This is a genomic window from Streptomyces tremellae (genome assembly GCF_039540215.1).
GTDB classification, from domain to species: Bacteria; Actinomycetota; Actinomycetes; order Streptomycetales; family Streptomycetaceae; genus Streptomyces; species Streptomyces tremellae.
In genome coordinates, this window is the sequence record NZ_BAABEP010000086.1 from 8,279 (window position 1) to 11,913 (window position 3,635).

The 3,635-nt window shown below is 75.9% G+C and carries 2 protein-coding genes and 1 pseudogene; all 3 read left to right on the forward strand.

All coding sequences use genetic code 11. The features are described from left to right. Positions 1-2,094: pseudogene (locus tag ABEA77_RS31520) on the forward strand (hypothetical protein); the annotation flags it as partial. After that, positions 2,091-2,516, forward strand: a complete 426-nt coding sequence (locus tag ABEA77_RS31525) for a YbaB/EbfC family nucleoid-associated protein (RefSeq protein ID WP_345655242.1) — start codon at positions 2,091-2,093, stop codon at positions 2,514-2,516. The pseudogene ABEA77_RS31520 and the gene ABEA77_RS31525, both read left to right, overlap by 4 nt. Positions 2,517-2,567: 51 nt before the next feature. After that, on the forward strand, positions 2,568-3,635 hold a 1,068-nt coding region (locus ABEA77_RS31530; protein WP_486389446.1), incomplete at its 3' end, for a WXG100 family type VII secretion target.

Sequence of the window (3,635 nt, forward strand, 5' to 3'; positions counted from 1 at the left end):
GGTGACCCGGCCGTGGACGGCGAGGTCGGCTCCGACCTGGGTACGGACGCCGGTGGCGAGGGCCTCGGCCTGCCGGACGAGAACGCGGCCGCGTTCCCCGGACTCGGCGACGAGGAGACCGCGGCCGGGACTCCGGGCGCCGGGATGCCGTTCATGCCGGGCATGGGCGGTGGCATGGGCGGCGGCGCGGGCCAGCAGGGCACGGGCGGCGAGCCGTCCGACGCGTCGGCCCTGCTCGACCCGAGCGCGGAGCCGTGGACCGGCGACGCGGACGGCGACGTCGAGGTCGGCTCCGACACCGGTGCGGCGCCTGGCGTGCGGACCGCGTTCGCGACGAGCGACGGCGAACCCGCGACGGCCGCCGCGGGCGAGGGCGCCCCGTACCTCCCGTACGGCGGCAGCGGCGCGGGCGCGCCGGCCGGCGACCAGAGCGAGCGCTCCGACGCGTCGGCGCTGCTCGAACCGAGCGACGAGGCGTGGGCCGGCGACCCCGGTGGCGAACTGGCCACGGGCGGCGCCCCCGCGGGCGGCGAGGGCCTGACCGCGACCACCGACGGCATGAGCACCGGGGCGGCGGTCGCGGGCGCGGCGGCCGTCGCGGGCGCCGTGGGCGCGGTCGCCGGGGCGGCAGTGGCCGCCTCGGGGGCCGGTACGGGCACGGGTGCGGAGGCTACGCGTGCGTCCGCCGTGCCGGGGACGGCCGCGGCGGCCTCGGAGCCCACCGGGGCCCCGGGGGCCTCGGAGCCAGGCGCGCCGAGCGCTTCCGCCACGCCGAGCGGGCCCGCGGCCCCGGCCGCGCCGACCGCTCCCGCGGCGGCGGTTCCGCAGGGCACGCCCGCCGGGGCCACCGGCCCGGGGGCCGGCCAGACCGTGCAGGCCACCACGGAACCGCAGGGCCCGGCGGGCTCCTTCGACGACGACGCGGAGTGGACGTCCGAACTGGACGCCCCCGGCGCCCCTGACGCGACCGGCGGTACCGGAGCGGAGGAGCCGGCCGCGTCGACGGCCGCAGCCGCGACGGCGGGCGCGGGCCTCGGGGCGGCTGCCGCGGCGGCCGGGTCCGTCCCTGCGGGCTCCGCTGCGGCAGGTGTGGGTACGGCCGGTTCCGGTGCGGGCCGCGGTGCCGGCGGCAGTGCCTCCGGCACCGGCGGCCAAGGGGCAGGTGCCGGGGCCCGGGGGACCGGCGCCTCCGGCGCGGATGCCGAGGGGTCGGGCCGCGAGGCGGGCGACCCGGCGGGCGAGAGCCGCGACGGCGCGGCCGGGGCCGGGGAGCACCACGACCGGCAGCGCCCCGACGGGATCGTGCTCGTCGGCCTGCCGGGCGGCACGTCCCGCACGGCCGAGGACGAGGACGACAAGGACGGGAAGCGCGGCGCGGCCGACGACGAGAAGGCCGAGGGCCGCCCCGACGACGGGGGCGGGGACGACGACCCGCCCGCGGGCGGCGACCCCGAGACCGCGGACGAGTTCGACACCGAACTCGACGACCCGGACGACCCGGACGGCCCCGGAGGCCCGTACGGCGACGAGCCCGACGACCGGGTGGCGGTCCTGCGCGCCTCGACCGACGAGGTGCTGGAGGAGGACACCGCCGCCTGGGACGCCGGAGGCGGCGCCTTCGTGCCGGGACTGTGGTCGGGCCGCACCCAGGACGAGCGTGACGTGCGTACGCCCGGCTACGCCTCCGCCGACGAGGGCACCTGGGGCGAGACCCCGCCGCCTGCCCCCGCGGCGGCGGTCGTCGACGACGAGGAACCCGCGCTCGCGACCTGGAAGCCCAGCCGTTCCGGGGCGGGCGGCACGAACGGCTCGGCCTCCGCCTCCCTCCCCAGGCAGGTCTACCGCTCCTCCGCCGCCCTGCCCGACGTACCGGAGGAGAGCGAGGAGCCCGAGGAGGAGGCCGCTTCCGGCAAGGACGCGAAGAACGGAAAGACCGCAAAGACCGGGAAGGCCGCCAAGACGGGCAAGGCCGCCAAGAACAAGGGCAGGAACGAGGACGACGAGGACGAGGAGAGCCGCGGCATCGCGGACCTGCTCGTCCAGGACGAGAACACATGGGGCGCACCGCCCGCGGACACAGGGGTGATCGGATGACCTCGCCGTACGACCAGCCGATCGAGGACCTCCTCGCGCAGTACCGCGCCCAGCGCGAGGCGGCCGTCGAGACGCGCCGCCGCATCAACGAGACCACCGGCACCGCGACCGCGCCCCGCCAGACGGTCAAGGTGACGGTGGGCGCGCAGGGCGAGGTCACCGCGATCGAGTTCCCGACGTCCGCCTACCGCAGGCTGCCGCCGAAGGAGCTGGCCGAGGTCCTGATGACCACCATCGCGCAGGCGAGGGCCGACGCGATGGAGAAGGTCGGGGACCTGATGTCGGGGCAGCTCCCGCCGGGTGTCAGCATGGGCGGTCTGCTGAAGGGCGAGGTCGACCCGACGCAGCTGCTCGCCGAGGACCCGACCATGCCGGACTCCGTGAAGGAGTACGTCGACAAGGGAGGGCCGGAGAGCTCGTGAACGACAGGGCGCACACGGCACGAGTGACACGGCCGAGCCGAGGAGGCTTCCATGGGTGACAACAACTCGTTCTCGGTGGACACCGAGGGCCTGTCCCACGTCATTCCCGATGTGGAGAACCTGGCGAACAGGATCAGGAGCATCGGCACGCAGTTGCAGGGCAAGCTCGCGTCCCTCGGCGAGTGCTGGGGCAACGACAAGAGCGGCGAGCAGTTCCTCAGCCAGTACGCGAAGCCCAAGTCGGAGCTGATCGAGGGGATCACCAGCAGCGGCGAGGTGCTCGACAGCACGGTCGAGGGCATCTACACGATGGCCAAGCAGTACGACCGGCTGGAGCAGGAGAACATGCTCGCGCTCCAGCGGCTCAAGGTCGCCGACCCGGACGTGGACATCACGGGCAGCGGTTCCGGTTCCGGCGACGGCTCCGGTGGCGACAGCCAGCTCCAGCCGCAGCACGCGCTCCTGCGGCGCACGGAGACCGAGAAGCCTGCCGAGAAGACGCTGCGTAAGGCCGGGACGCCGGCCGAGCCGTTGCAGCCGACGCACATGCTGCGTGCGCGGCGGCGGGAAGCGGACGCCCCGACTGAGCCGTTGCAGCCGACGGAGAAGGTGCGGCGGCGGGAGGCGGAGGTTCCTGCGGAGCCGTTGCAGCCGACACACATGCTGCGTGCACGGCGGCGGGAAGCGGACACCCCCACTGAGCCGTTGCAGCCGGAGCAACAGGGGGAACGCGCTGAGGAGCCCCGCCAGTTCGTGCGCTCCACGCGGCCCGAGGAGCCCCTCCAGCCGCTGGAGGGCGAGCAGTTGTCCCCGCGCATCCCGGCGGAGCCCGCCCAGCCTGGGCACCCCCTGCTGCCGCTCGAAGGCGAGCGGCTGACGCCGCAGACCCCGGTCGAGCCCCTCCAGCCCCAGCATCTGGTGGAGCGCCGCGACGCGGAGGTTCCCGCGACGCCGTTGACGCCGACGCAGGAGACGCCGCGGCACTTCAGCGTCGGACACGAGCCTGAGATGCAGGGGACTCCCGCGCACGAGGCGCCCTCGCACTTCAGTGTGGGGCGGCGGGAGGAGGTTCCCGCGACGCCGTTGACGCCGACGCAGGAGACGCCGCGGCACTTCAGC

Bases quoted from the DNA above. Each gene is read 5' to 3' on its own strand.
- ABEA77_RS31525 (WP_345655242.1), top strand. From the start codon at position 2,091: ATGACCTCGCCGTACGACCAGCCGATCGAGGACCTCCTCGCGCAGTAC.